Annotated in this window: 27 protein-coding genes and 1 tRNA gene; 12 read left to right on the forward strand and 16 right to left on the reverse strand. The window is 61.8% G+C overall.

The genetic code is table 11. The features are described 5' to 3' along the window. Window positions 1-100: 100 nt before the first annotated feature. Window positions 101-190, forward strand: a tRNA-Ser gene (locus ACE3TJ_RS06260). Window positions 191-348: 158 nt separating this feature from the next. Beyond that, complete coding sequence (locus ACE3TJ_RS06265; RefSeq protein ID WP_374594944.1) at window positions 349-1,659, forward strand: tyrosine-type recombinase/integrase; 1,311 nt, start codon at window positions 349-351, stop codon at window positions 1,657-1,659. Here the strand turns inward: ACE3TJ_RS06265 and ACE3TJ_RS06270 are convergent. Both ACE3TJ_RS06270 and ACE3TJ_RS06275 read right to left on the reverse strand, forming a co-directional pair. Next, window positions 1,656-1,838: a helix-turn-helix transcriptional regulator gene (locus ACE3TJ_RS06270; protein ID WP_374594946.1), complete on the reverse strand. Its 183-nt coding sequence runs from the start codon at window positions 1,836-1,838 to the stop codon at window positions 1,656-1,658. The two genes, ACE3TJ_RS06265 and ACE3TJ_RS06270, sit on opposite strands and share 4 nt — an antisense overlap. Window positions 1,839-1,841: 3 nt before the next feature. Next, complete coding sequence (locus tag ACE3TJ_RS06275) at window positions 1,842-2,048, reverse strand: helix-turn-helix transcriptional regulator (RefSeq protein ID WP_374594948.1); 207 nt, start codon at window positions 2,046-2,048, stop codon at window positions 1,842-1,844. A 470-nt stretch (window positions 2,049-2,518) separates the two neighbouring features. Here ACE3TJ_RS06275 and ACE3TJ_RS06280 point away from each other — a divergent pair, with 470 nt between their 5' ends. From ACE3TJ_RS06280 to ACE3TJ_RS06290, 3 genes are all read left to right on the forward strand, one after another. Then, on the forward strand, window positions 2,519-2,920 hold the full coding sequence (locus ACE3TJ_RS06280) for a sigma factor-like helix-turn-helix DNA-binding protein (protein WP_374594950.1): 402 nt from the start codon (window positions 2,519-2,521) through the stop codon (window positions 2,918-2,920). Between the two features lie 84 nt (window positions 2,921-3,004). Beyond that, entirely contained in the window at window positions 3,005-3,928 is a 924-nt protein-coding gene (locus ACE3TJ_RS06285; RefSeq protein WP_374594952.1) for a nucleotidyltransferase, read from the forward strand. Between the two features lie 266 nt (window positions 3,929-4,194). Next, window positions 4,195-5,916: an RNA-directed DNA polymerase gene (locus ACE3TJ_RS06290; RefSeq protein ID WP_374594954.1), complete on the forward strand. Its 1,722-nt coding sequence runs from the start codon at window positions 4,195-4,197 to the stop codon at window positions 5,914-5,916. 240 nt (window positions 5,917-6,156) lie between these two features. Here ACE3TJ_RS06290 and ACE3TJ_RS06295 read toward each other — a convergent pair whose 3' ends face one another. From ACE3TJ_RS06295 to ACE3TJ_RS06310, 4 genes are read right to left on the reverse strand one after another with little or no spacing between them, the layout of a single operon-like run. Continuing rightward, complete coding sequence (locus ACE3TJ_RS06295; RefSeq protein WP_374594956.1) at window positions 6,157-6,807, reverse strand: NrsF family protein; 651 nt, start codon at window positions 6,805-6,807, stop codon at window positions 6,157-6,159. Then, the gene (locus ACE3TJ_RS06300; RefSeq protein ID WP_374594958.1) at window positions 6,804-7,331 is read right to left on the reverse strand and encodes a sigma-70 family RNA polymerase sigma factor; all 528 of its coding nucleotides are present in this window, start codon (window positions 7,329-7,331) and stop codon (window positions 6,804-6,806) included. The genes ACE3TJ_RS06295 and ACE3TJ_RS06300 overlap by 4 nt, the downstream gene beginning before the upstream one ends. Beyond that, window positions 7,328-7,783 carry a DoxX family protein gene (locus tag ACE3TJ_RS06305; RefSeq protein ID WP_374594960.1) on the reverse strand — a complete coding sequence of 152 codons (456 nt, stop codon included), beginning with the start codon at window positions 7,781-7,783 and terminating at the stop codon, window positions 7,328-7,330. Before ACE3TJ_RS06305 ends, ACE3TJ_RS06300 begins: the two co-directional genes overlap by 4 nt. Before the next feature lie 4 nt (window positions 7,784-7,787). Next, complete coding sequence (locus ACE3TJ_RS06310) at window positions 7,788-8,072, reverse strand: DUF2282 domain-containing protein (RefSeq protein ID WP_374594962.1); 285 nt, start codon at window positions 8,070-8,072, stop codon at window positions 7,788-7,790. 186 nt (window positions 8,073-8,258) lie between these two features. Here ACE3TJ_RS06310 and ACE3TJ_RS06315 point away from each other — a divergent pair, with 186 nt between their 5' ends. From ACE3TJ_RS06315 to ACE3TJ_RS06325, 3 genes are all read left to right on the forward strand, one after another. Next, window positions 8,259-8,543, forward strand: coding sequence for a hypothetical protein (locus ACE3TJ_RS06315; protein ID WP_374594964.1), 285 nt, complete (start codon window positions 8,259-8,261; stop codon window positions 8,541-8,543). Between the two features lie 76 nt (window positions 8,544-8,619). Beyond that, entirely contained in the window at window positions 8,620-9,444 is an 825-nt protein-coding gene (locus ACE3TJ_RS06320) for a DUF692 domain-containing protein (protein ID WP_374599333.1), read from the forward strand. Beyond that, window positions 9,441-10,214: a DNA-binding domain-containing protein gene (locus tag ACE3TJ_RS06325; protein WP_374594966.1), complete on the forward strand. Its 774-nt coding sequence runs from the start codon at window positions 9,441-9,443 to the stop codon at window positions 10,212-10,214. Before ACE3TJ_RS06320 ends, ACE3TJ_RS06325 begins: the two co-directional genes overlap by 4 nt. 649 nt (window positions 10,215-10,863) lie before the next feature. Here ACE3TJ_RS06325 and ACE3TJ_RS06330 read toward each other — a convergent pair. Then, window positions 10,864-13,173, reverse strand: a complete 2,310-nt coding sequence (locus tag ACE3TJ_RS06330; RefSeq protein ID WP_374594968.1) for a putative bifunctional diguanylate cyclase/phosphodiesterase — start codon at window positions 13,171-13,173, stop codon at window positions 10,864-10,866. Further along, the gene (locus ACE3TJ_RS06335) at window positions 13,173-13,790 is read right to left on the reverse strand and encodes a methylamine utilization protein (RefSeq protein WP_374594970.1); all 618 of its coding nucleotides are present in this window, start codon (window positions 13,788-13,790) and stop codon (window positions 13,173-13,175) included. The genes ACE3TJ_RS06330 and ACE3TJ_RS06335 overlap by 1 nt, the downstream gene beginning before the upstream one ends. Before the next feature lie 89 nt (window positions 13,791-13,879). On the opposite strand from ACE3TJ_RS06335, the gene ACE3TJ_RS06340 reads away from it, so the two are divergent. Beyond that, entirely contained in the window at window positions 13,880-14,782 is a 903-nt protein-coding gene (locus ACE3TJ_RS06340; protein WP_374594972.1) for a DUF3034 family protein, read from the forward strand. A 10-nt stretch (window positions 14,783-14,792) separates the two neighbouring features. Continuing rightward, window positions 14,793-15,329, forward strand: a complete 537-nt coding sequence (locus tag ACE3TJ_RS06345; protein ID WP_374594974.1) for a group 1 truncated hemoglobin — start codon at window positions 14,793-14,795, stop codon at window positions 15,327-15,329. A gap of 206 nt (window positions 15,330-15,535) precedes the next feature. Here ACE3TJ_RS06345 and ACE3TJ_RS06350 read toward each other — a convergent pair whose 3' ends face one another. After that, a complete protein-coding gene (locus tag ACE3TJ_RS06350) occupies window positions 15,536-15,757 on the reverse strand; it encodes a conjugal transfer protein TraD (protein ID WP_374594976.1) in 222 nt (73 codons plus the stop codon). A 16-nt stretch (window positions 15,758-15,773) separates the two neighbouring features. Continuing rightward, window positions 15,774-16,094 carry a conjugal transfer protein TraD gene (locus ACE3TJ_RS06355; protein WP_374594978.1) on the reverse strand — a complete coding sequence of 107 codons (321 nt, stop codon included), beginning with the start codon at window positions 16,092-16,094 and terminating at the stop codon, window positions 15,774-15,776. 176 nt (window positions 16,095-16,270) lie between these two features. Here ACE3TJ_RS06355 and traA point away from each other — a divergent pair, with 176 nt between their 5' ends. Then, entirely contained in the window at window positions 16,271-19,138 is a 2,868-nt protein-coding gene (gene traA, locus ACE3TJ_RS06360; protein ID WP_374594980.1) for a Ti-type conjugative transfer relaxase TraA, read from the forward strand. A gap of 10 nt (window positions 19,139-19,148) precedes the next feature. Continuing rightward, on the forward strand, window positions 19,149-19,643 hold the full coding sequence (locus ACE3TJ_RS06365) for a hypothetical protein (RefSeq protein ID WP_374594982.1): 495 nt from the start codon (window positions 19,149-19,151) through the stop codon (window positions 19,641-19,643). Window positions 19,644-19,923: 280 nt separating this feature from the next. Here the strand turns inward: ACE3TJ_RS06365 and tdh are convergent, their stop codons facing one another. The 6 genes from tdh to ACE3TJ_RS06395 all read right to left on the reverse strand — a co-directional run bounded on the left by tdh (window position 19,924) and on the right by ACE3TJ_RS06395 (window position 26,190). Next, on the reverse strand, window positions 19,924-20,997 hold the full coding sequence (gene tdh, locus ACE3TJ_RS06370; RefSeq protein ID WP_374594984.1) for an L-threonine 3-dehydrogenase: 1,074 nt from the start codon (window positions 20,995-20,997) through the stop codon (window positions 19,924-19,926). Further along, window positions 20,997-22,193: a glycine C-acetyltransferase gene (locus ACE3TJ_RS06375; protein ID WP_374594986.1), complete on the reverse strand. Its 1,197-nt coding sequence runs from the start codon at window positions 22,191-22,193 to the stop codon at window positions 20,997-20,999. The genes tdh and ACE3TJ_RS06375 overlap by 1 nt, the downstream gene beginning before the upstream one ends. Window positions 22,194-22,221: 28 nt before the next feature. Then, on the reverse strand, window positions 22,222-23,733 hold the full coding sequence (locus ACE3TJ_RS06380; RefSeq protein ID WP_374594988.1) for an alkaline phosphatase: 1,512 nt from the start codon (window positions 23,731-23,733) through the stop codon (window positions 22,222-22,224). Between the two features lie 68 nt (window positions 23,734-23,801). Further along, window positions 23,802-24,932, reverse strand: a complete 1,131-nt coding sequence (locus ACE3TJ_RS06385) for an acyl-CoA dehydrogenase family protein (protein WP_374594990.1) — start codon at window positions 24,930-24,932, stop codon at window positions 23,802-23,804. Window positions 24,933-24,953: 21 nt separating this feature from the next. Beyond that, window positions 24,954-25,328, reverse strand: a complete 375-nt coding sequence (locus ACE3TJ_RS06390) for a nuclear transport factor 2 family protein (protein WP_374594992.1) — start codon at window positions 25,326-25,328, stop codon at window positions 24,954-24,956. A gap of 49 nt (window positions 25,329-25,377) precedes the next feature. Continuing rightward, a complete protein-coding gene (locus ACE3TJ_RS06395; protein ID WP_374594994.1) occupies window positions 25,378-26,190 on the reverse strand; it encodes an SDR family oxidoreductase in 813 nt (270 codons plus the stop codon). Between the last annotated feature and the right edge of the window lie 23 nt (window positions 26,191-26,213).

The following is a 26,213-nucleotide window of genomic DNA, read 5'->3' on the forward strand; positions in this document are numbered from 1 at the left end:
AAAACCGACGATTGCAGGCTTGGCAAGACCCCAACACCTCGCCTATATGCCCGCTTTCGTCGATCCAGTGCCTGCCTCCGAGCAAGGCGCTACCCGGTGCGGAGAGGTGCCAGAGAGGTCGATTGGGACGGTCTCGAAAACCGTTGTGCGGGCAACCGTACCGTGGGTTCGAATCCCACCCTCTCCGCCACTAAGCCTCTTCTTGAGCGCTCCGAAAGTCCCGGAAAACCTTGCTTTTCTGCTGATTTTCGGCTAGCCTGTTCTCTCATTTGATCCCTTTGGATGCCCCCAAATCCCATGCCGTACGGGACGTTTCTGGGGGCACCGATTTGAGAGATGGGGGCACTCGTGCTGACAGACCTCCAGGTGCGGAAAGCCAAGCCCGCGGAGCGGGATTACAAGCTTGCAGATTCCGGCGGGCTGTACCTCTACGTGACGCGCAAGGGCGCGAAGTCGTGGCGAATGAAGTACCGGTTTGCTGACCGGGAAAAGCGGTTGGTGTTCGGTCTTTACCCCGAGGTGACATTGGACGCGGCGCGCAAGCTGCGCGACGAGGCGCGACAACAGCTGCGCGACTTCCGTGACCCTGCCGTCGAGAAGCGCAAACGCAAGCTCGCGGCGTCCGCTGCGGCGATGGAGACGTTCGAGAAGTTGGCGCGTGCGTGGCACGCGTTGCAGGCGCCGCGCTGGGCGCCAGTCCATGCCGCCGACGTGATCGCGAGCCTTGAGAACGATGTCTTTCCGCACCTCGGGAAACTTCCGATCCCGGCGATCGACAGCCGGGTGATCCTTGCGACCTTGCGCAAGGTCGAGGCGCGCGGCGCGATCGAAACGGCACGGCGGCTGCGCCAGCGCATCTCGTCGATCTTCTGCTACGCGATTGCCGAAGGCGTTGCCGATCACGACCCCGCCTCCGGCATTGTGAAGGCGATGAAGCCGGTGCCGAAGAAAGGTCGACAGCCAGCAATGCTGCGGATCGAGGATGCGCGCTGCGTGCTGGTGGCGGCGGAAGCCTCCGATGCCACGCCAGTCGTGAAGCTCGCGTCGCGTCTGCTCGCGCTGACGGCCGTGCGGCCCGGGGTCATCCGCGGCGTGACATGGGACGAGTTCGAGAACGTCGATTGGGAACGTCCTGGTGGTGTCGGCGGCGAACCGCCGCTGTGGCGTATCCCGTCTGCGCGAATGAAGCTGGTGCTTGTGCGCAAGGACGAGACGGCATTCGATCATCTGGCGCCGCTCTCGCGCCAATCGGTCGCGGTGCTGCGCGCGATGCGGACGCTCACGGGACGGAACCGGCTGGTGTTCCCGTCGCAGCGTCATGCACATCGACCGATGAGCGAGAATGCCATCGGCTATCTCTACAACCGCGTCGGCTTCCACGGACGGCATGTGCCGCACGGCTGGCGCGCCAGCTTCTCGACGATCATGAATGAGGTCGCCGAGCGCAGCGCCCGCGAGAGCGGCCAGCGCATCCTTGCCGAGCTCGATGCCAAGGTCATCGACCTGATGCTTGCGCATGTCCCTCCGAACACGGTGGAGAGTGCCTACAATCGCGCGGCGTTCATGGACCGGCGCATCGAGATCGCGCAGGATTGGGCCGACCTCCTGTGCGAGGGGCTCGCCGAGCCCGCAGAGCTTCTGGAAGGCAACCGCCGCTAACGTGCCTCTGCGATCCATGCATCGATCTCGGACTCGTACCAGCCGACGAAGGTCGCGCTAAACCGGACCGGCGCCGGGAATGATCCGGCCTTCACGCTCCGCGCGATCGTCGTGCGGCTGAGGCTGGTGCGCCGGGTCACGTCATGGATGCTGACAAACCTGTCGGTGAGCAGCGGCACAGGCTACTCCGCGGGCAGATCGTCGACATGGAAGAACATGGGGTTCTTCATCCATGCGCTGACGGCTGACTCGCGCCAGCCGGTGCAGCGCGTGGCGATCCGGACCTGGCGTGGGAAGCTGCCCGCCTGCATCTTCCGGTACAGCGTAGAGCGGCTGAGCCCCGTGCGGTCGAGGACGGCCTTCAGGCGCAGAATACGATCGTGGGACATGGCTGGTCCTTCCTTCAGCGGTTGTCAGCTTCCCCAGTCGGGTCAGGATGCCGGGTCCGGTACGGGCGTCAAGAGTGGCGGAAATGATGCCACCTCAACGCAAACGGTCCCGTGGGATCGCCCAGGACGTCACCGGATGTCAGTGCACGTCAGTTCGCCGCCAAAGATTTTTTTGCAGCAGATCACGGCGATGGGGGCCTGGTGTCCCATTGTGTCCCGTGCGCCGGGTCGGCACGCGAATCAGGCGCCGGGCTTGTGCCTGGCGGCGTGTTTGACCCGTCAGTTCAGGCGGGGAGCGGGCGTCACGGGCCTTTGGGCGGGCCGCGCCGGCCTGCAACCTGCCTGCGGCAGGTCTTCCACTCGCGTTCCAGCCCTTCGGGTGCAGGCCGCCTCATGCGGCCCGCCTGATCCCGTTCCTGCCGCCCGCCCCCGCCCTCCGGCCGGGGCCGCGGCTTCGGCAGGAGAAGGTAATGAACGGAGAGTCTGTACCTGAACCCGGTGTGCCCCTTGAGCGGGACCGGCACGCAGTGATGCGGGCATGGCTGCGGAAGCTGCCCGAGCGGACATTGGTGGTGTTCATCGCCCACAGGGTCGAGGGCAAGTCCTACGCTGAGATTGCACGCGAGCTGGGCATCGGTGAGTGGCGCGTGCGCTGGCACATGCGGAAGGCCATCCGGCATATCCTGAAGATCGGCAAGCCCTACCGGGAGGCGTTCGCAGCGCTCGACCCGGTATCACAGCAAGTCATGGAGCTTGCCTGGGACGGCCTCCTCAACGACCGCATCGCGCTGCGGCTCGGCCTTTCCGTCACCGAGGTCGAAACCCGCATGGCGGCGGCATTGGTCGCGCTGCACAAGGCCGCAACCCTCTGATCAGGGGGTTGCGGGGTCCACACTTGCGGCAACAGCCTGTTCTTGCAGTGCAAAGTCATGCCTGAGTTGCTAGGAAGGTGTCCTATGCGCACGAGCCTCGATCATCTTCCGCCCGCAAAGCAGCGCGAGCTCGAGCGCGTCGTCGAGATTCTGTTTGAGGAGTTCAATGACACTCTCGCGCTCGCCCAGCACCAGTGGAAGAAGCAGGGCCGCATCACCAAGGTCATCCTCTACGGCAGCTACGCGCGCGGCGGCTGGGTCGACGAGCCGCACACCGCCAAGGGCTACAAGTCGGACTTCGACCTCCTCGTCATCGTCAATGACAAGCGGCTCACCGACTATGTGACGTACTGGGCGAAGGCCGAGGAGCGCTTCCACCGCGAGTACGGCATCACCAAGAGCATCAAGACGCCGGTCAACTTCATCGTGCACACGCTGCAGGAGGTGAACGACGGTCTCGCCCATGGCCGCTACTTCTTCATGGACGTCGCGAAGGATGGCATCGCGCTCTACCAGAGTGACGACAGCGTGCTGCATACGCCGAAGCCGAAGACGGCAAGCCAAGCGCTAGCCATGGCGAAGGAATACTTCGATGAATGGTTCCCAAGCGCCGCCGCGCTGAAAGAGGGGACGGACTTCTACATTGGTAAAGGGCGGCTCAAGGAAGCCGCATTTTCCCTGCATCAGGCGACTGAACGTTTGTACCACTGCGTGCTTTTGGTCTGCACGTTCTATACTCCGCATGTCCACAATCTGGGCTTTCTGCGGTCGCAGGCAAATCTCATCGACCGGCGCTTGATGTATGTCTGGCCCGAGGAAAACCGCAAGCAGCGCGCGATGTTCGAGAAGCTGAAGCAGGCTTATGTCAAAGCCCGCTACTCGAAACATTATCGCATCAGCGAGGAAGAGCTCACGTGGCTCGGCGAGCAGGTCGAGGAGCTCGGCCGTGTCGTCCATGCCGTGTGCAGCGAACGGATTACGGAGTTGGAAGTGGCAGCGAAGGGCTGATTTGGCTGATACCGGCCTGTACGACCTTAAGGCATCGATCGTGACTAAGCGGGCGGTGACAGTGCTGTTCGCCTACGTCGATAGCCGCCAACAGAGCCGACGTTCGTCGGCTCAGATCGATTTGTCGAAAGCAGTCGTACATTCACAAAAGTCGAATGGAGTTTAGCTGGCGGGCAGCTGACCCAAATTGGGCCGCATTTTGGCCGGAGGTCGGCCTTCCCCAAACTACCCAATTGACCTAGCTTGTTGCCGAGCGGCGCGTGCAAATGACCATGTTTCATATCAAGCGTACAAAGAAGACTGGGGGCGGGATGACGGCAAAGACGAAATCTGAAAGACTTCGGCGCCTGTTATCCCACGGCTATTTCGCTCCGGAGCTACCGCCCTGCTTTGTCTCGCACGACCTAGCAAAATATCGAAAGTTTGTGCTGAGCGGTATCGAAGCTTTGCCTCCAGTAAACGGCAAGCCAGCGTTTCACCGCTATCTTTCTGAGCCAAGCTGGTTCTATTTCCCCCGCTTCGGTAAAAACGACCGCAGGCATGGCGTGCCGAACCCTGTAGCCTATTTGCTCTTGTCGCGAGCCGTTGCCGATAACTACATTAAGATGCGGACCGCAGCTAAAAACTCGCGGATTTCTTCGTCGCCGCCAATATTCGACTGGAACGGTCCGCGCGCTCTGGTCCGGCCGAGTATCGATTTGCGTGACGACTTTCGCGTCGACCTGTCATCGAGACGCGAGGAATTCGTTAGCGCCGACATTAGAGCCTTTTTTCACTCAATTTATACTCATGCAATTCCCTGGGCGATTCATGGCAAGGCGTTCGCCAAACTAAATCGCGGCACACAGCATTTTGGCAATCTTATCGACCTATTGTGCCGGAACGCGCAGGACGGGCAGACTATTGGTCTGCCCGTAGGTCCCGATTGCTCACGCCTGATCGCCGAAGTGATTGCGTCCGCGATTGATGCCGCGCTGCGTGCCAAGGTCGGAATCGGCCCGCAGGATTCCTCCCGATATATCGATGATTATACGATAAGCAGCGGCGCCAACCATACTGGCAACAACCTTATAGCCGCGCTTCGCCAAGCTGCCGCGGAATATGAGCTAGAGCTCAACAACGACAAGTCGGCGATCCTGCCAACCTCGACTCGGCACGACAATGGCTGGAAGCAGGAAGCACGTTCCCACATTCCGCGCGGAATAAGCGGCGACAGCGAGTTCCAACACTTCTTCTATCACGTCGGACGCATGTGCAACGCCCATCCAGATACGAACGTTGAAAAATATGCTTTCCAGAATGCGCGAGCGGCGTTTGTGCGGGCAACCAGCTGGAGCAAGATCCAGAGCCACTTGATCGCGGCGTACCGACGAAACGCCAGCCTTGTCGCGTTTCTTGTCGAAATCACCCTCCTGCGCCAAGTCGAGCGCAACGACGTTGAATTGCCAAAGTTAGCTGAATTCCTCGAACATCGGCTGCCCGTACTCGCCCGTGAGAACCGGACCGGCGAGATCATCTGGTTTTTGTTTCTTGTTGCCCGCTTGAACATATCGATTTCAGCTAAGAGTGTTGAGCCCCTTACCGAAATTGATAACCCAATGGGGGCCCTCCTCACCGCATGGTGTGTCGATCGCCAGCTCGTCAGGGGTGCGATCAATTTCGCTAAATGGAATGCCGCGCTTTCCGGTGATGGTCTTCGGAGTGGCATGTGGCTATATGCGTATGAGAGCGTCGGCCTTGGGATCAATCCCGTACCGTCTACAGCTTTCGTTGAGGCGGATCCCTATTTTGCGTTTCTGCACGCTAAGAAGGTCCGCTTTCTCTCGATTGCTACTGGGTTCACGTCGATTAACACCACGCTCCGCTCGCTGCGCGCTGACAATGTCCGGCTCCAGCGCGTCCGTGACGATTTCCTTGACGATTTCATGTTCGAATTGGACGATCTCGACGATGACACTGATTATGACGTCGAAGACGAAGCATACTAGGCCGTAGACTTATAGGCGATGCTTTTCCAGGGCCCGCAGTCGACTCCTCACGCATCGCTGCGACATCGAACCCGCTAAACCGCCGACAAAGGACTTTCCCGCTGATGGAAGCGCCGATTGGATCATCACGCGGGTGACCTTAGAAACCGCCGACTTTCCGGACATCTTCTGATCAAGCGTCGGTGTCCGAAAGTTGCCGTTCGTAGGGATTGGACCTGCTCCGACTCTCGTAGAAAACCGTCACCACCGCACGAGCCGGGGGACCAACAGCCTGCCGAGCAGCGCGCTGATGAGGACGGGTGCGGTGTGCCACAGCCCGACGTGATAGATCGTGTCCGACGAGCAGTGAAACGCAAACGCAAAGATTCCGATGCATCCCGACGCGATACCGACGAGCAGCCCCGCGCGTTCGGGTGAGGTCGGCGCACCCCGCCGCAACCAGAACACCAGTACCGCAGCGGTGAGCAGGCCGAGGCCGACCCCGGCGAAGAGACAATCCATCTCGTGCACGGACATGAGCGTACCGGGAGGCGCCTCGGTGCCGGACATGAGTATGATGATCGCCGACAACGGCAGCAAACACGCCGCCGCAGCCACCCATCGCCATCCGAAGTGCCGGCTCCCGACTTGCGGATTCCCCATTGCGATAACGGTTGCCGCGCAGGCGACACCCAGAATCAGGAACAGGCCGTTGGCGATCAGGAACAGCGTGTCGAAGCGCCCTGCGGAGATGTCGCTCCGGAACCCGAAAACGAACGCGACGATGGCAAGCGTGGCAATTGCTGCAGTCGCGGCAAGCAACAGTCCGTAGCGCCGGCGCAGGACACGCGCCGGTCGCAGGTCGTCCACGAGCGAAGCGATGAGCGTGTCGGTATCGGGATCCATCGTCATTCTGCTTCCTCGATCAGGGCGCTGAGTTTCCTGAGCCCCCTGTGTACATTGACCTTGACCAGTGCCTCACTCTGGCCCGACCGCGAGGCCGCTTCGGCCACGGACAGCCCCTCGATCCTCACCAGCTCTATCGCCTGCGCCTGGGAGGGGGACAGACACGCCAGCAGCCCGTCGAGGCTGAGCCGCGCCGCGACGCTCTCCTGACCGCCGGTGACGGACACTTCCTCGTCTAGCCCCACTTCGTCCACGCGGTAGACCTTTCGAAGATGATCCACCCAGCGATAACGAGCAATCGCCGCAAGCCAGGGCAGGAACGGGCGCGACGGATCGTAACTCGCGAGCTTGCCGTGCAGCGACAGCAAGGTTTCCTGCACGAGATCGTCCAGATGGCACGGTGCGATCCGGCGGGCGAAATAGCGACCAAGCCAGGACGAGCAGGCCTTCAGAAGCGCGGCATAGGCCGGGCGGTCACCCCGCTGCGCCAGCGCCATCAGGCGCGACAGGCTGGCATCGTCCGCCTTCACCGCGCGGGTCGGCTGAAAAGCGTGTCGAGCGACAGCATGCCGCCCCCCCTCGCGATGAGGACGAGCGCCAGCGCGGCCCACAGGGAATGCACCGGCCACCACGCTTCAGGGTAGACGAACAGCTGAATCACTATCGTCATGCCGAGCAGCCCGAGCGCGGACAGGCGGACGCCGAAGCCGATGACGAGCAGCACCGGAAAAATATGCTCGGCCATCGCCGCGGCGACAGCCGCGAACACGGGTGGCAGCGGGACGCGCGTATATTCCTCACGAAACAGATAATAGGTCGCATCGCTGATCGAAAGCCAGCTGCCGTCTTCGATTTTCGCACGTCCCGATCGCCAGAAAACCCCGGCGAGCGCGAAACGCGTGAGTAGAAGCGCTGCGGCCTCCACCGCGCGGCTGGAAAGCAAAGCCGTGATCCGCTGCCAGCCCGTCTGAAGCGCGACCATCACTCTATGCCTGCGGCGTCAGCGAACCGCTGCCCTTCGGCGTCTTGATCTTCAGGCAGGTTCCCGCCTTCACCAGCTTCCACGCATTGCCCTGGTAATCGGTGGTCGATGTGCCCGCGCAGCTGGTGCCGGCTCCGGCGGCGCAGTCGTTCTGGCCTGCCTTCGCGACGCCGTAGCATTTTTCCATCTCGGGCTTTTTGGTTTCCGCCTGCGCGCCGTTCGCCAAGCCGGCGGTCACCGCCGCCGCGAGCAATGTCGTGAACAGGGGCGTCAAGGGTTCGCGGGTCATCATCTCATCTCCCATTGGATTGAAAGGCGGCCGGTCATGCAGTGGCCTGACTCGAAGTTCGGGCAGGGAGCGCCGCGCGTTACAGGCGCGGAAAAATAAAATTCGAAGGCACCACTGTAACCTTCCAGCGTACGCGCGCGAATGAACGATAGCCAATCCGGCGCACTTCATTGGGAGATTTGTCTGATGTCCACCGCACTGAAAGGAGCCGGTTTCGCCTCGGCTGCCGCCCTGTTCGCACTTTCGACGCTAGCCTCCGCCGCGCCAGCGCCCGCCGGCAGCAGCGGCGCAGCCATCTCCGGCGCGGACACGGTGCATTGCTACGGCGTCAACAGCTGCAAGGGCAGCGCCGACTGCAAGACCACCCAGCACGAATGCAAGGGACACAACAGCTGCAAGGGTCACGGCTTCAAGGCGATGAAGGCCGACCAGTGCCTGAGCAAGGGCGGCACGATCGGCGATATCGGCTGATTCTCCCCTGGCGATCCGGTCTCCCCCCGACCGGATCGCCCCTCCTTCCTCCTTTCAGGACGCCCTCGTGACGGAAATCCAGCCCTTCACCGGCTTCGGCCTTGGCCTGCGCAGGGATCACTACGCCGACTATCTGGCCGGGACCGTTCCGGTCGATTTCGTCGAGATCATCTCGGAGAACTTTATGGTGGACGGCGGCCGCCCGCTGTTCACGCTCGATGCCGTTCGCGAGCGGTATCCGGTGGTGATGCACGGCGTATCAATGTCGATCGGATCGGCGGCGGGTCTTGATCCCGAATATCTTGCACGCCTCAAGCGGCTGGCTGATCGCGTGAACCCGCTATGGGTGTCCGACCATCTCTGCTGGACCGGCGTGGCCGGCCACAACACGCACGACCTGCTGCCGTTGCCCTACAGCGAAGAGGCGCTGGAAACTGTGTGCAGGAATATCCTGCACGCCCAGGAGACTTTGGGACGAACACTGTTGTTCGAAAACCCCTCCAGCTATCTCGCCTTCGACGCCGACATGACCGAGGCGCAGTTTCTGGCCGCGATGTGCGAACGGACCGGCTGCGCCCTTCTGCTCGACGTCAACAACGTCTATGTCAGCAGCGTCAATCACGGGTTCGATCCCGCCGCGTATCTTGACGCGCTTCCCGCCTCGCGGGTGCGGCAGATTCATCTGGCGGGCCACAGTCGGGGTCAGGACATGCTGATCGACACGCACGATGCGCCGGTCTGTGCGGATGTCTGGGCGCTCTATCAACTCGCCTGCGCGCGTTTCACCGCGGTTGCCGCCATGATCGAGCGCGACGACGCGATTCCGCCGATCAATGTGCTGCTGAGCGAACTCGACATCGCACGACGGCTTTCGGGACACGGAGCACGGTACGCCGCATGACCCTTGTCGATCTCCAGCGTCGGTTCCACGCCGCCGTGACGAGCCCCGGTGAGACGGCGTTCGAAGATTGGGTTCCGGTCCTGCGCCCGGGCCTTGCTGTCTACCGGAATGCCTATCGGGCTCGGCTGATCGAATGTCTGCGTTCCACATTCGAGAAGACATGGACATGGATCGGCGACGAGAGTTTCGATGCCGCAGCCGCGCATCACCTCATTGTAAAGCCGCCGCAAAGCTGGACGCTCGACGATGCGGGCGCCGGCTTCGATGAAACGCTGGCTCAGCTCTTTCCAAACGACCCGGAGGTCGCGGAACTGGCCTGGCTCGAATGGCAAATGCAGCAGGCCTTCATTGCCGCCGACGACCCGGCGCTCGATGCCGCCGGCTTCGCCGCGCTCTCGAAAGACTTTACTGAAGAGGCGTGGGCTTCGCTCCGCCTTTCATTCGTGACCGGAATGCGCTCAAGGCGGATACAGGCCGATTGCGAGGCGATCTGGACCGCTATCGCGACTGACGGAGACATACCGGCGGCAATCCTGCTCGCCGAGCCGCGAACGTTTGTCGTGTGGCGCCAGGGTCTGAGCCCGCGATTCCGAATGCTGGGCACCGAAGAGACGGCCGGTCTCGAGGTGCTGCAACAGGGCGGTAGTTTCGGAGATATGTGCGAGACGATGGTCAAGCGCCTCGGCGCGCCCGGCATCGAAGAAGCCGGACGCGCACTCGGCGCCTGGATCGCGGAGGATATGATCCGTCAGGTTATGGTCGCTGCATAGCGAAATCGTTGATATGGCTGCGAGACACTGATCTCCTAGCGATACGATCATAACATGCATCTTCGGTCAGCAAGCTCAAGTAGAGGAGCCGGACCACAATACCCGACCTTGGTACTGCGACGTCCAATTCTGCGCGCTAACCAAACAGGGGGAAATCTTGCCGAACAAGCCCGATCGCAATGACAACCCTCAGGTCACAATCACTGTCCGATTATTTGAGCGAGAATATCATAGAACATTTCGGTCCGCCTCACCGGCCTGATAGCAATTGGCATGGCTGAATGGCGCTCCCCGAAACCTGTCGAGGTTGCACCCTCGCCGAAAGATACTCTAGATTCTCAAACGTGGGTGGATGCACCTTATCAGACAAGTCACGGCTTTCTCTAGCGATCGCCGGCTTTCTCTATCAGTTTATTCACAATATTGACCGTGTTCTGACAGCTTACCGCACATCCACACTGTCGCACGGTGTGCTTGCACTCGTTCTGGAGCTGCCCGGTGCCGACACAATCTACCGCGGCATGACGACGGAGTTCGTACCGTGCAAAGCAAGACGAGGACGCGCTTGGTCGCCGTTCCAGATCCCCCTCGAGATCCTACCCCCGCTCGTGAAGGCCGTGCTTGGCTGCGACACGCTGGAATTGCATTATTATGAATTTAGTTTCCGTCTCGAAACCTCATTTGTCACACGTTCGATATATGGATGAACTGCGCGTGCGTCGATCGGCTTGCTGAGCCAATACCCCTGAATTTGCCGGCATCCTTCCTTGCGGAGAATATCAGCCTGAGCTTCATCCTCCACGCCTTCCGCCAGTGTTTCCATGCCGAGCGCGTCGGCCAGGGTCGTGATGGCGCGGATCACCGCGTGTGCATTGCCGTCCTGCGTCAGGTCGCGCACGAAGCTCTGATCGATCTTCAGCTTGTCGAACGGGAACGATCGCAGATAGCTGAGCGAGGAATAACCGGTCCCGAAATCATCAAGCGCGATCCGAACACCAAGCGCGCGCAGGCTGTGCAGCGCGCCCAGCGTCTTTTCCACGTTGGCGATGAAGATGCTCTCGGTGATTTCCAGTTCAAGCCGCGTCGCGGGCAGCCCGGACGATGCGAGTGCCGACATGACGACGCCCGCAATGTTGGGGCTGAGGAACTGTTTGGGCGAGACGTTGACGGCAACCGAAAGATCGCCCGGCCACGATGCCGCCTGATGGCACGCTTCGCGGATCACCCATTCGCCGATCTGCACGATGAGGCCGGTATCCTCGGCAAGCGGTATGAAATCGGCCGGGCTGATCATGCCCTTTTCCGGGTGCGGCCAGCGGATGAGCGCTTCGAACGCCTTCAGCCGCTCCTCTTTCAGGCTGTAGAGCGGCTGAAAGTAAAGCTCGAAGCCGCCTTCTCGAATGGCCGTGCGCAGATCGAGTTCCATCTCGCGGCGCTGGCGCGCCTGTACGTCGAGCGATGGCTCGAAGAAATGAAACATGCCCTTGCCGTCGTGCTTGGCGCGATAGAGCGCAAGGTCGGCGTTCTTCATCAGCGTGACGCGGTCAGTGCCGTCATCGGGTGCGATGGCGATGCCCATGCTCGCCGAGGTTTCCGCCAGCTGTCCCTCGATCGTGATCGAACGGTCGAAGCAGCCCTGCAGCTTTTCAGCGAGCGCGACAAGGTTCGCGCTGGGGGGCACTTCGCTCAGCAGAATGGCGAACTCGTCGCCGCCCAGCCGCGCCACAATGGCATCCTCCAGCGTATCCTGCAGATGCGCGGCGACATTGCGCAACAGCGTATCGCCCGCCGGGTGCCCCAGCGTGTCGTTAACCACCTTGAAGTCGTCGAGATCGACATAAACGACCATCAGCCGCGCGTCGCCGCGCCGCCGGGCGATCGCGTGATCGATCTGTTCGGCAAACAGCTTGCGGTTGGGCAACCCGGTCAGATTGTCGTGAAGCGCGACGTGCGTGATCTGGCGTTCCCGCTCCTCGATCGCGGCGACCATCACGTTGAAACTCTCGCCGAGGCGCCCGATTTCGTCATCCGACGACACCTCGACGCGCGCTTGCTGCCCCTCGCCCACCAGTTGCGTCGCCTTGTCGAGCGCGCTCAGCGGCCGAGTGATCGACCGGGCGACCGGCCAGCTCAGAACCATGACGAGCGCGAGGCCGGCCGCGGCAAGCGAGACCAACAGCCATTGCAGCCCCGAATATTCGCTGAGAGCCTTGCTCAGCGAGTGATCAAGCACGAGGCGCGGCTGGATGCCGCTTTGAAGAGACGGTAGCGCCGTCACATAATGCAGAATGCGTTCGTCGCCGCCACTTTCGAACACATCGTCGCGCGTCGCGCGGGCCAGAGCCCCGCGCAATTCCGATTGTCCGACGACGCGGGCATTGATGTCGACCGCGGCGAGCTTGCTCAACCGACCCATTTCCGTCGCATCGAGCGACTGCGCGAGCACAAGCCAGCCGATGAGATCAGGCGCTTCGATCGCCGAGGCCGCGGCAAGCGCGGGCTGACCGCCGACCAGCACAATGCCGCGTTCCTGCCCCGCGTCGAGCGAGGACCAGAGCGCATCGACAGGCGGCAGCGCGCCGTCGGCGGACCCGACCATGTCGCCGTCGAGCCCCACGATGAACGCTGCATCGCTGCCGGAGCGTCGGCGCAAGCTATCCAGCGCGCTTTCAATCGTTGGCCGGTCGCTGGTGGCGACGGCCTGCCGGAAACCAAAGTCCCGCGAAAGCACGTCGCCCGCGCCCCGCATCTGCTTTGCGCGCAGTTCGATGATCTCGTCGAACACGCGGGCATTGGCTGCAAGATCCCGCGAGGCGCTGGTTTCGCCGAACCGCGCGATGCCGTCGCCCGCCAGAAGCAGCACCGCGGCGAGCGTCACGGTGAACAGCCCCGCATAGGTGGCGGCGATCCGCAGTCTTAGGGAACGAAAACGGAGTTGCGGCGTGATCCGACGCAGCATCAGCGCAGACTCAGTGTGATCGTCTGCACCGCCTGGCCCGCACTGACCCGGAACGAGCGCCGGAATTCACCGCCCGGTGTTCGCGCGCGCGGGTGCCACACCGTCATTTGATAACTGCCCGCGGGCACCGTCGCCAGTTTTATGGTGCCGTTCGGATCGGTCTTTCCCGCGTAGGGCGTATCGACGACGCGGATATAGCCTCGCATCTCGTCGTGGATGTTGCACCCGAGCGCGACCGTACCCGGCAACGGAAAGTTTTGGGAACGCGTCTGGTCACGGCCGTAAAGGTCGATTTCAAAACGCGCCGCTTTGGAAAAGCTGTAAACGCTGTGGCGGACCTTATCGAGATTGGGGAAGGCCACGCTCGCCCCCTTCGCCACCACGAGCGTTCCCGGCGCGAACGCAATGTTCTTCTGCGCCATGGCTGCGCGCCAAGGAAACAGGATGGCGCCTCCGTTCCAGCCTCCGTCGGGGCCGAGTTCAACGACGGCGTCGCGTATCGGTACGCCGCGTTCATCGACCACCCTCACCTCAACGCCGATCGGGGCCGCTGTCCATGAAACGAACAGCGGTGCGCCGAGCGCGACCAGGGCCAGACAGAAAATCTTCTTTCTCACCCGCTCGCAGCTAGGCGACAGAGCTTAATATTACCTCACCGCCACCGTGGGTTAACGCAATATTCGCGATCTGCTGCGATCAGCGCACCATGAAAAACTGGCTCCCCCGCTGCGCCCGCACACCCAAATGGATCGCCGCCGTCGTGCTCGCCTGCACGCTCGCCGCACCGGCGGCCGCGCAGCAGGCCGATCTCTTCGACGGCGGCAAGTTGCTGCTCACCAACGGCGTATCGAGCATTCAGGGGGCCAGCGGCGGCGGTCTCGCCACTTGGTCAACTATCGCCGGGCGCGGAACGGACGCAGGCGTCGGCCTTTCCGCACACGCAACGCTGGTGGAACTTCCCGATTACGGCTTTCAAAGTCACGGCGTGTCCGTGGGGCTCTTCAACCGTGTCGAACTCAGCTACGCGCGGCAGAATTTCGATACCCGCGACGTCGGCACCGCGCTCGGCCTCGGCAAAGGCTTCACCTTCAACCAGGATATTTTCGCCGCCAAGGTGCGGCTGGCGGGCGATGTCGTCTACGGCGACCCGTTCATGCCGCAGATCGCCGTGGGCATCGAGCACAAGCGTAGCGCCGACACGCCGATCGTTCGCGCCGTCGGGGCCACCGAAGGCAGCGGCACGGATTTCACGCTCTCCGCGACAAAGCTGTTCCTCTCGCACAGCCTTCTCGTCAACACGACGCTGCGCCTTACGAAGGCGAACCAGAACGGGCTGCTCGGTTTCGGCAGTGCAAGCGGCAAAAAACATTCGCTTCAGTTCGAAGGTTCCGTCGCCTATCAGCTTTCTCGGCGCGCGGTGATAGGCGCGGAGTACCGCACCAAACCAGATAATCTCGCCATCGCGCGCGAGGATGATTGGTGGGATTTGTTCGCCGCCTACGCAATCACGAAGAATATCACGATCACCGCCGCTTATGTCGATCTGGGCTCAATCGCCACGTTCGACCGCCAGCGCGGCGGCTTCCTCTCCGCGCAATTCGCCTTCTAGGACTCCGAACATGATCCTGCTTGCCGCCCTCCTTCTGATGCAGACGGTTCCCGAAGCCTCCGCGAACGATTCCGTGGACTGGGACAAGGAATTCGGCGTCGCGGAAAAGGTCCGCGATCCCGTCACAGGCGAATTGCCGGTCGATCCTTATACTCAACGCGACAGCAACGCTGGCACGAAACCGTTCGAAGGTACCGGCATGGCGAAAGCCTTCGGCGGTCAGGACGGCATCCGCCGCATCACGATACGCACCGTCGAACTTTCCGAGGCCGACCCGCGCATTGCGAAAATCTTCAAGGCGCATGACATGGTGCGGCTGAAACGCACGCTGTTCGAACAGTTCTGCTACATTCTGAACGCCGGATGCAGCTACAGCGGGCGGGACATGGCGACGTCGCACAAGGATATGGGCGTGCGGATGCGGGACATGAATGCCCTTGTCGAAAACCTTCAGCAGGCGATGCGGGAGGAGAATGTACCGTTTCCCGCGCAAAATCGCTTTCTAGGAAAGCTGGCTCCCATGTCACCAGATGTAATGGCTCAATAGCCTCGCCCCTGTGCTTATGATTATACAGGAGGCCTCATTCATCAAAAGGGCTCCTGCGAGAACTGACCATTCCAGGCACTTCATCGCAATGCTCGCATGAGAGGATTGGGGCGCAAACCATCACAGACAACGTGGCGATCGAAATGGCGGCTTACCGCTGCACGGCTCTGGATTCCTGACGGTCCGCAAGGTCGAAGAAGCCGCCATTATGAGTCCCGTTCCGCGGCCTCCGCTTCGAACGCCCGCTTCCCTTTGCGCCGCCACAGTGCAATGACCTCGCCGCGCGGCTCCCCGTTCGCCTGCTGCACGAGCCCGAGCAACGCGCCGTAGATCGCAGCGCGATCGTCCTCGACGAGCACATCGAGCCTGGCCTTGACGATGAGCCCGCCAAGTTCGATGAGCCGGCGCGTCCGCTCGCGGCGTTTCACCACCCACCCCCGCGTATCAGCCCGCGCCCGCCGCGCCTGCAGCCGGCTCTGGAGAACGCGGAGCCGCCGCTCGGCGCGGATTGCCCTTAGCAGCGCTTGTCGCAAGTTTCCCGCGCAGAAAGAACGCCGCGCCCGCGGTGCGCCATTCCTCCCTCTGCACCATGTCGGTGGTCGCGGCGGCGTTGACCAGCACGCCCGCGAGCACATCGACCCCGAGGCCATCGGCGCCGGTCGCCGTGACCAGCTGCCCAAGCTCGCGAAGCTTCCGCTCCTGAAGCGCCTTCGCCTTGTGGGCGAGCAGCTTCATCTCGGCATCATAGTCGCGGGGTCTGCGCATGGGGTTCGCTCCATCGGTTCTGTCGCGGAATGCGCCGAGGCTACGAGTTGTTCTGGCGCGCGGTAAAGAGGCCGAACCCGTGTGAGACCACCCGGTCCCTCGCGAGATTCGATCTTGTGAGGGCGCGCTTATACGTCGTGCCGACGTGGCTTTCGGGGTGTAGATGGATAGGCCTTATGGCGATCTATCACTTCAGCGCGAAGGTCATCAGCCGGAGTACCGGAGCAAGCGCGCTCGCGTCTGCCGCGTACCGATCCGCCTCGCGGCTGCACGACCAGCGCCTCGATCGCCACCACGACTTCACGGGCAAGGCCGGCGTCATCCATTCTGAAGTGATGCTCCCCGAACATGCCCCGCAGCATCTGCGTGACCGCGAAGCGCTCTGGAACAGTGTCGAGGCGGCCGAGGTGCGCAAGGACGCGCAGCTCGCGCGCGAGGTCGAGTTCGCACTGCCAAGGGAACTGGAACAGGCCGACGCGACTCAGGTGGCGCGCGACTTCGTGCAACGTGAGTTCGTCGATCGCGGCATGTGCGCCGATCTCAATCTGCACTGGGACATCGACGCTGATGGGCTCGCAAAGCCCCATGCCCATGTCATGCTCACCATGCGCGAAGTCGATGAGAACGGCTTCGGCGCAAAGATCCGCGACTGGAACAGCACGCCGCTCCTCGAACACTGGCGTGAGGCCTGGGCAGATCACCTCAACCGCGCACTCGCCGAGCGCGATATCGACATCACCGTCGACCACCGCAGCCTCGAGGCGCAGGGCATCGACCTTGAACCCCAGAACAAGATCGGCCCGGCGGCATCGCGCATGGCGGCCGTGGGGCTTGTCGGCGAGCGTCTCGACGAACACCGCGCGATCGCGCGCGCCAATGGCGAGCGGCTGCTTCGCAGCCCCGAAGTGGCACTCGATGCACTAACGCATAACCAGGCGACGTTCACGCGCCGGGAGCTTGCGATGTTCGTGCACCGGCACAGCGACGGAAAGGATCAGTTCGACGGCGTGCTTGCCGCGGTCGAAGCCTCGCCCGCGCTGGTCGCCCTGGGCAGGGACGGACGCGAGCAGGAGCGGTTCACCTCCCGCCCCATGCTGGAGACCGAGCAGCGGCTCGAACACGCCACGGAGCGCCTGCTGGGGCAGGAGAAGCACGCTGTCCGCGACCTGTTCCGCGACCATGCCGTCGCGCGTGCCGAGCGGCACGGGCTCGTGCTCTCCTCCGAGCAGCGCGCCGCGCTCGATCATGTCACCGAACCCAGGGGTCTCGGTGTCATCGTCGGCTATGCCGGAACGGGGAAGTCGGCGCTGCTCGGCGTGGCGCGTGAAGCGTGGGAGGATGCCGGGTACCGCGTGCGCGGTCTTGCACTCTCCGGCATCGCTGCCGAGAACCTGGAAGCTGGTTCTCGGATACCGTCGCGAACCATCGCAGCGCAGGAGCACGCCTGGGCAAACGGCGCCGATCGACTGACGTCCCGCGATGTGCTCGTCATCGACGAGGCCGGGATGATCGGCACGCGGCAGATGGAGCGTGTGCTGTCACACGCCAGTGAGGTCGGCGCGAAGGTGGTGCTCGTGGGCGATCCCGAGCAGCTGCAGGCGATCGAGGCGGGCGCGGCGTTCCGCAGCACCCATGAGCGTCACGGCGGGGTCGAGGTCACCGAAATCCGCCGCCAGCACGACGCCTGGCAGCGTGATGCCGTGCGACAGCTGGCGACGGGCAGAACCGCGGAGGCGGTCCATGCACTCAACGAGCATGACCGCATCCACGCATCGCCGACCGAAGCCGACGCGAAGAAACAGCTGATCGATCGCTGGGACAGGGACCGGAAGGCGCAGCCGCAGAAGAGCCGGCTGATCCTCGCGCACACGCGCGCCGATGTTGCGGAGCTCAACGCGCTCGCACGCCAGCGCCTGCGGCTTGGCAAACAGCTGGGTGATGACGTCCGTGTCGAGACCACGAAAGGCCCGAAGCCGTTCGCGCGCGGCGACCGGGTGATGTTCCTGCGAAACGAGAAGAGCATCGGCGTCAAGAACGGCTCGCTCGGCAGGGTCGAGAGCGTCACTCAGGCCCGCATGGCGGTGATGCTCGACGATGGCAGGAGCCTGCAGTTCGACACGAAGCTCTATACCGATATCGATCATGGCTATGCCGCCACCATTCACAAAGCACAGGGGGTGACCGTGGACCGGTCCTACGTGATGGCGACAGGCGGCATGGACCGTCACGGTGCCTATGTGGCGCTGTCCCGTCACCGCGAGCGGGTGGACCTCTACTATGGCAAGGAGACGTTCAAAAACGAGCAGCAGCTGATCCGCACGCTGGCACGCGACCGCGGCAAGGACATGGTCGGCGACTACGGGCCGGTCACCGACAAGGCCGAGGCGTTCGCGGCGAGGCGCGGCATTACGCTCAGGGAGCGGGTCAAGGAGATCACCACCAAGGTCCGCGACATGTTCGAGGGGCTGCAGCTCAAAAGCACCCCGATCCAACCTCCAAAGCCGCAGCTCGAGCCTGCGGTCGAGCAGTACGCCCGCACGGTGCACAAGGTCCGCGAGATGGGGCTTGCGCGCGTGCCGATGAGCGAACCCTTGCGCGTCCTGCACGAACGCGACGAGGCCGCGCTCGATGCAATCCGCCCCGGCGCGGCGCGTGATCTCCGGGACGCATGGCGCGCGGACCTGAAGCTCCTCGATACGATGGCACGCGGCGACGTGCGGCAGGCGCGCGCCATCCTCGACGAGGCCGAGCGTGTTCGCAGCGATCCCGCCTACCGCGCCGACCGGTTCGTCGCCGAATGGACCCGGCTCAGAAAGCAACAGGAACATGCCCGGTTCTGGGGCGAGGAACACAAGCTCCCGAAGATCAATGCGGGCATGATGGGACTCGCCAAGAGCCTCGAGCGCGATGCGCAGATGGAATCACTGCTTCGTCCACGTGCCCGCGAGCTGGGGCTCGGCATCGGCATGGAACCGGAACGGGGACTGTCCCGGGAGCTCTCAGACTGGTTCGGCCTCTCGCGCGGAAGGGGCCTCAGCCGTTAGGCTCATGCGCATGACGACCGACTCATCACCGGCAGACGCGTTCGAGGCACTCCGGCGCGAGGTGGCGCTGCTCCGCCGCGCGCTCGAAGGCCTTGCCGCCGAGCAGAAGGCGCAGCCCGATTACAGCGGCGTGCTCGCCGGTATCGGGGCGCGGATCAGGGAACAGAATGCAGCGCTCGGTGCCATGGCAAACGCACCGGCGGTTCAGCTCACCCCCGCGGCCCTGGGACAGCAGATCCTGCGCGCAAGCGAACAGGTGCGGGCGGAGGATGCCCGACTGCTCGGTCATGCACAGAACGGGATGACGGCAGCAGTGCGTCAGATCGAGCGGGCACTCTCCACAGCGCGGACAGCCCATGCGCAACAAAGAGCCGTCAGATGGTATGCGATACTTGGCATCGTGGCCGGGGTTATCTTGGGCGCTGCGGGTGCCGCAATCACTATTGAAGGAAACACATCCCCCGCCTTGATCACCAGCGAAGGCAGCTCAAAGGGCCCCAATTAACGTAGGATCGAGGTCTGCTTTATACGCACAGCCTCTAACTGAAGGGGAAAGTTCTGCCCTGCCCCGCGCTCGTAAGCCAGTGCTCCTCCTGAAGTTTAAACAGGAACTCTTTCGTGATTTTGCAAACTTGTTCGATCGCGGATCGTGCACTGAGGTGAGCTTCAAGAAATGGAGATTTTCTCCTGTAAACGCTCTCAGAAGGCGTATCGATAATCCTCCACCTCACCTCTAGGGACTGAAAAATCCCCTTCAAACATCCGTCGGTGTGAAGCATCTTGCATTACCAGTTCAAAACGACTTTGCCCGACTTTCCAGAGAGAGCTGCGTCGAATCCCTTTTGAAAATCGTCGGCATGGTACTGGTGAGAGATGAGCGGCGTAAGGTCGAGTCCGTTTCGAAGAAGCCCAAACATCTTGCGCCATGTACCGAACATTTCGCGGCCATAGACGCCGTGGATTTTCAGTGCCTTCAGAATAATTTCGTCCCATGCGACCTCCATTCCCTGATCGGGAATTCCAAGCATCGCAAGGCCCCCGCCCATCGTCAGGCTGTTTACCGCCTGCCGGATCGCCGATGCAGCACCGGAGACTTCGAGCGCGACTGAAAATCCATGCTGGATGCCTTCCGCGGCCATCACGTCACGCAGATCTTCCTCGCTCACGTTCACAGGCCGGACATCAGCGACTTTTGCCGCAAGATCGAGGCGATAGCGGTTAATATCCGTTATGACCACCAAGCGCGCCCCCGCGCGCCGCGCAACCGCGGCAGCCATGATTCCGATCGGGCCGGCACCCGTGACAAGCACATCTTCGCCCATCAGGTCAAACTGCTGGGCCGTATGAACGGCATTGCCGAAAGGATCGAGAATTGCGCCCACGTCATCGCTGACATCGTCAGGCAGGGGTACGACGTTGAACGCGGGTATCGATAGATACTCCGCGAACGCGCCTTGCCGGTTGACGCCGACCCCAACTGTACCGGGATCGAGATGAAAGCGCCCGGCGCGGGATGCCGCGCTATCGAGGTCAATGATATGGCCCTCGCCCGATACGCGCTGGCCAACATGGAGGTCACGCGTGACGTCCGCACCAATTTCAACAATCTCGCCACAAAACTCGTGGCCGACGATCATCGGCACGGGAATCGTCCGTGCTGCCCAGGAATCCCAATTGTAAATGTGGATGTCCGTGCCGCAGATGGCCGTCTTGCGCACGCGGATAAGAACCTCGCCACCCCCCACCGCGGGAACGGGTGCACGCGTTTGCCATAGACCCGAATGCGGTTCAAGCTTGGCGAGCGCCCTCATGGTGTGCGCGGTTTGCGTTTCCTCATACTGGCCAGCGACTTCTGCCATCAGATGATCCCAAGCTTATGGCCAATGTCCGTGAAGATGTCCGCAGCCTTCTCGATCTGCTCGACAGTCAACGACGCCGACATTTGCGTGCGAATACGGGCTTTTCCTTCCGGAACGACGGGAAAGTAGAAGCCGCTGGCGAGCACGCCCGCTTCCAGAAGTTCTGCCGACATGGTCTGCGCCAATGACGCCTCATGCAACATCACCGGGATGATGGGGTGTTCGCCAGGCAGCAATTCGAATCCTGCCTCGGTCATATGCTGCCGAAAAAGCTGCGTGTTGTGACGTATGCGATCTCGCCGCTTATCACCATCGGACGAGCCCGCGATATCGATCGCGGCGATGCTGACACCGCATACGGCCGGTGTCAGCGCGTTCGAGAAAAGATAGGGCCGCGCCCGCTGACGCAGAAGGTCAACAACTGGCTGCCGCGCTGCGACGAAACCGCCCATCGCACCGCCGAGCGCCTTGCCAAACGTGCCGGTGATCAGGTCTATCCGGCCTTCAACGCCGCATAGGGCGGCAGTTCCCCGCCCGCCCATTCCGATGAACCCGCTAGCGTGACAATCATCCACCATGGTGAGTGCCTCGTAACGCTCCGCAAGACTGGCGATGACATCAAGCTGAGCGATCGTACCATCCATCGAAAAGACGCCATCGGTGACGACAAGAATGCTCCGCGCACCTTCGCTGCGCACTTTTTTCAATATGCGCTCAAGAGCGTCCATTTCGTTCGTGGCATAGCGATAGCGCCGGGCCTTCGAGAGCCGGACACCGTCGATGATCGACGCGTGGTTGAGCGAATCAGAGACGATTGCATCGTTCTCTCCGAGCAAGGCTTCAAACACGCCGCCGTTGGCATCAAAGGCGGCAGCAAACAGTATCGCGTCTTCGAATCCCAGATAGTCGGCGATGGCATGCTCCAGTTCCTTGTGGATCTCTTGCGTGCCGCAAATGAAACGAACCGACGCCGGCCCCGCGCCCCATCGCCGTGTGGCTTCGATAGCAGCGTCGATCACACGCGGATCGTTCGCAAGGCCCAGGTAATTGTTGGCGCACAGATTGATCACCTGCCGCCCCTTGATGCCTACCACGCCTCCCTGGGGCGTCGTGAGCACGCGTTCGGGTTTCAGCAGTCCGGCCGCTTCCATCTCGCGCAGATCACGCTGGATTCTCTCGTAGAATTGTAAATCCATCACTCTCTCATTGACTCTGAGCCGGGTATCATGGCGCCCGCTCGGCACGCAGGCCGAGTGCGTCGCACATCACATCGAACAGGACGTGCTGTTCCATGACACCGCGCACGGCATCGGCGTTCGGCCCGCGGGCATAGGCGGGCACATCCTCGCCGCCATGCGCTCCGCTGCGACGGAAAACGGCTGATTGCTGAAGATAGTCCGGATGCGTGGTGTCAATCTGCATTAAATCCTGACGCGGCGTGTCATCGACCGCGCCGGGCGTCGCATAATAGCCGAGCGTTGTGTAGGTCTTGCCATCGTCGGCCTTGTCAGGACCGTTCATCGGTTCTCCCCTCTCGTCATTGCCAACGACCTTTCCGAAAATCGGGTTTCCTCGTGTCGGATAACCCGCAATGGCAAACGTGTGAGAATGATCGGCGGTCACAACGATCAGCGTATCCTCCGAAGACGTCATGTCGTTCGCAAGCCCGACAGCCCGCGCGAACTCGACGCCTTCCGTCAGCGCACGAAACGCGTTTCCAGCGTGGTGCGCATGATCGATCCGCCCGCCCTCCACAAGCAGGACGTAGCCCTTTTTATTGCGTGACAATATCTGGACGGCCTTGCGAGTCATGTCGGTCAACGACGGTTCGCCCGTGGCATCCTTGTTCCGCTCAACTTCGAATTGCATGTGGCCGGGCTCGAAAAGCCCAAGCACTTTGCTTGCGGCGCCGGGGTCGATGGCATCGAACGTGCGCGTATCCCACACGAACAAACCGCCCGAACTGGCTTTCCGCCACGCTTCGACGAGATCTCGACCATCCGCCCGCTTTCCGCGTAGCGCAGCGTGCTCGGGATCAGCGGCCGAAGCCGGAAGGAAGTTCGCGCGTCCGCCCCCAAACGCCACATCGACCCCGCCGCCGGGTGCGAATTCGACGAACTGACGCGCGATGTCGCGGCAACCTGCTGCTCGCTCGGTATCCGGCATGTCCGAATCCGCCTCCCAACCTCGCTCCGGGCTATGGGCGTAAGCAGCGGCCGGTGTTGCGTGCGTCAGGCGCGCGGTCGTCACAATCCCCGTGGAAAGGCCGGCCTCGGCCGCCATCTCCAGCAACGTTCGGATATCCGCACCTTTCGAAGATTGGCAATCGCCCCGAAAAGCCGTCGGCCCCATGCCGATAAAACCGGCCTTGGTCTTTATCCCGTTCAGAAGCGATGTCGCAGTGCCTGCCGAGTCAGGAACCTGCTGATTGGTATTGTAAGTCTTGATGAGAGCCGTGTTTTCGAATGTTTCAAACGGAAGGACATGGTCTTCACCGCTTTTTCCGGCCATCTGCCCCGCAAGTATGCGCATCGCAGTAACGGTGCTGACACCCATGCCATCGCCCACGAACAGGATGACGTTTTTCGCACGCGCCGCGTTTTCAGGTATGTTTGGCGATGCGAAAGCGACCGGCTGTGCTTCCTCCCTCTGAGCCGCACCGCAAGCAGCCAACGTCATTGCGAAAGCCACGGTCAGGCCACGCCGCACCACTTTCTGCACACGATCGAGCGACATATGACAATATGGCTTACTGAAGTTGCGCATAAGTCCTCCGCAGGCCTGCGACCCGGTACGATCGGCCTTCAAATCGAACGACCGATGATCTGCTTCATGATTTCCGACGTGCCGCCGTAAATTCTCTGGACACGCGCGTCGGTGTACATGCGGGAAATGGGGTATTCGTCCATATAACCGTACCCTCCAAAGAGCTGGAGGCATTTGTCGACAACGTCGCCCTGCAGCTCAGACGCATAGAGCTTCAGCATGGCCGCCTGCTCGGGCGTAAGCGCTTTCATATCGTGCGCCAGAACACACTGGTCGAGCAGCGTCCAGCCCGCCTGGATTCTCGTCTTCAAATCCGCGAGCACGAACCTCGTATTCTGGAAATCGTAGAGCCGCTTTCCGAACGCTCTGCGCTCTTTCACGTAGCGGGTGGTCAGATCGAAAGCTCTTTGCGAAGCGGACATTGCTATCACGCCAATGGACAACCTCTCCTGCGGAAGCGCATCCTGCATGATCTGGAAACCCTGCCCTTCTTCTCCCAGAAGGCTCGACACGGGAATGCGAACGTCGTTGAAGAAAAGCTCCGCCGTATCCTGGGCTTTCATGCCCATCTTTTCGAGCTTCCGGCCCTTGGTGAAGCCATCAGCGCTTGCTTCCACAAGGAACAGCGAAAGCCCTTCCGCATGTTCCGTTCGCGCCGCGACAACGACAAGGTCGGCAATCCAGCCATTGGTAATGAAGATCTTGCTGCCGTTCAGCACAAAATCATCACCGTCCCGGCAGGCCTTTGTCGCGATCGAACGAAGATCGCTTCCTGTGCCGGGTTCCGTCATCGCGATCGCACCGACAACATCGCCGGATACCATCCTCGGCAGCCACGCCCGCTTTTGGCCCTCGCTGCCGTGGGTAAGGATATAATCCGCGACGATATCCGAATGGATGGGAAAGCAGGGACCGGTGACGCCGCAATATTGCGCGACCTCGTTCACGACACAGAGGGTGCGATGATCGCCTCCCGCCCCACCGTAGCATTCCGGCACCTGCGGACAGAGCAGCCCTTGCTCCCCCGCCCTCTTCCAGAAACTGCGCGGGGTTTCGCCTTGCTTTTCCCATTCACCGTGAAACGGAACGGCTTCCGCCTCCAGAAAGCGGCGCACGGACTCGCGGAAGATCTCGTGTTCCTGCGAATAGACTGTCCGTTCTAGAAACATGCTGCAGCCCGCGCGAGAGGATCAGACATTGCGCTTGGCCAATAGCGTTTCACGAATGGCCATCAGCGCCGCTATGGGGCGAATGAGAACCTCGATGCAGATGATCTTGCCCTCATCGTTGATCGTCATCAGGTCTATGCCTTTGACATCCTTGTCGCCGACCTTGCCGACGAACTCGAGCGCGTACTCGTTTCCGTTCTCCCAGATGCGCTCGTAATGCATGGGCTTGATGATCGAGAGCACTTCGATAAGCGCGGCCCGTACGGCCTCTTTGCCCTGAATGGGCATCCAGCCTGCGGGGTTCTTGAGTTGCACGTCGTCTGCGAGCAGGAGCGGCAAATGCTCGAACTGCTTTGTCGTGGCGACCATTTTTATCAAGTCTACATCAAGCTTCATTGTTCACTCCCGTGATCAGGACGCAGGATTTTCGTAGCCCGTACCGCCTTTACTTAGGCGTCGGAATGAGCCCCATCGAGACGGTGCCACCGCCGACAAGTGCCTGCCCGCCGTCGCACGGAATGATCGCGCCGGTGATGTAGCGGGCTGCAGGCGAACACAGGAACAGGACCAGATCAGCGATCTCCTGCTTTTCACCGTAACGTTTGAGCGGCAGCATACCTTCGATCTGGCGCCGGATTTCCGGCGTCGGGCTCAGCCGCTCCATGCCCTCGGTTCCGTCTATGGGTCCGGGCTGAATGGCGTTGACGCGGATACCGTAACGCCCCCATTCCAGCGCAAGCGCCTTGGTCAGCATATCGATACCCGCCTTGGCGGAACAGACGTGGGACTGAAAGGCGTAAGGATGCGACGATTGCGGCGCCGACATGTTGACGATGGATGCATCGCCCTGCGTCAGATGATCGAACCCCGCCTTCATGACATGAAACGAACCGACAAGGTCGATATCGACAACTGTCTTGAAGCCGTTCGGCGAGAGCTTTTCCGCCGGCGCCACGAAATTCCCCGCCGCACCGGAAACGATAACGCTCACTTTGCCGATCGCGGCTTCGGTTTCAACGAATGCCTGCTTCACGGCATCAAAATCCCGCACGTCCGCTGCAAAGCCGATCGCTTCAGCGCCAGCCGTCTTCAATTGCTGAACCGCAGCATCGACGTTGTCCTGCTTGCGGCTCATCACCGAGACCCTCGCGCCCGACGCCGCGAAACCCTTCGCAACCTCGAGATTGATTCCGCTGGTTCCGCCTGCGACGAAAACAGCCTTTCCAGCGTAAACACCTTCCCTGAATATGCTTTTCATCACGTCATGGCTCCATCGGCGAC

Origin of the sequence: Sphingosinicella sp. (genome assembly GCF_041916975.1) — a bacterium.
In the GTDB taxonomy this organism is placed as follows: Bacteria; Pseudomonadota; Alphaproteobacteria; order Sphingomonadales; family Sphingomonadaceae; genus Sphingosinicella.